The sequence below is a fragment of the Paraburkholderia tuberum STM678 genome (assembly GCF_902833905.1).
In the GTDB taxonomy this organism is placed as follows: Bacteria; Pseudomonadota; Gammaproteobacteria; order Burkholderiales; family Burkholderiaceae; genus Paraburkholderia; species Paraburkholderia tuberum.
Genome location: NZ_CADFGP010000193.1, coordinates 1 through 404, shown reverse-complemented (window position 1 = coordinate 404; position 404 = coordinate 1). Strand labels below are relative to the sequence as shown.

The following is a 404-nucleotide window of genomic DNA, read 5'->3' as shown; positions in this document are numbered from 1 at the left end:
CTGCTCGACGCTCAGTGTCGCGACCCGGTTCGCGCTGTCAGGCCACACGAAGCGATCGTTTGCCTCGAGTCTCTTGAGCATGAGCCAGAAACCGTTGCCTTGCCAGCCCAGGATCTTGATGCGATCGCATCTCCGGTTGGTAAACACATAGAGCGAGGAATCCATCGGGTTCAAATGCATGGCCTGCTCCACGAGAATCGACAGGCTGTTCATGCCATACCGGAAGTCGACGGGTTCCCGATGCAGGTAGACCTTCAGGCCTTCGTCGAACCGGAACACGGCATCCTCCCCAGCATCTGGACCACGGCGGTCAGTTCGTCGATGCTCGCCTCGCCGAGATCAAACTCGACGCCGTTGGACAGTCGCACATGCAGTGCGAGCGTCAGCGATGGCGATGGCGATGG

General features: G+C 59.7%; 1 protein-coding gene and 1 pseudogene. Both read right to left on the bottom strand.

Features of this window, described 5'->3' with window-relative positions; translation table 11 throughout:
- Positions 1–279 (bottom strand): IS66 family insertion sequence element accessory protein TnpB (gene tnpB / locus HWY30_RS40900; RefSeq protein WP_176079068.1); only part of this gene is annotated, 279 nt, incomplete at its 3' end.
- Positions 255–404: pseudogene (locus tag HWY30_RS42385) on the bottom strand (transposase); the annotation flags it as partial. The gene tnpB and the pseudogene HWY30_RS42385, both read right to left, overlap by 25 nt.